The sequence below is a fragment of the Mariniradius sediminis genome (assembly GCF_021491425.1).
Taxonomy (GTDB): Bacteria; Bacteroidota; Bacteroidia; order Cytophagales; family Cyclobacteriaceae; genus Mariniradius; species Mariniradius saccharolyticus.
Genome location: NZ_JAKEVZ010000105.1, coordinates 1 through 202 on the forward strand (window position 1 = coordinate 1; position 202 = coordinate 202).

Genomic DNA, 202 nt, shown 5'->3' on the forward strand with positions numbered 1-202 from the left:
TCGGCAACCTTTGTGTGCGAGTCTTTGAAAAAGTGGCTGTTGTGCTGTATCAACCGGTTTTCCAAGTCCATCGTTTGGCCAATGTAGTAGCTACCTGTTGATGGGGAGTAGAGTATGTAGACAAAATAGGTCTCCATAGGCTGAAAATGAAAAAAGGCAACATCTCTGCTGCCCTTTTGAGCCCCCTGCCGGGATCGTCCCG

At 48.5% G+C, this 202-nt stretch carries 1 protein-coding gene; it reads right to left on the reverse strand.

Annotation, left to right across the window (positions count from 1 at the left end):
* Nucleotides 1-137, reverse strand: a 137-nt coding sequence (locus tag L0U89_RS20525; RefSeq protein WP_255777970.1) for a GIY-YIG nuclease family protein, incomplete at its 3' end; no start/stop codon positions are given.
* Nucleotides 138-202: the final 65 nt, after the last annotated feature.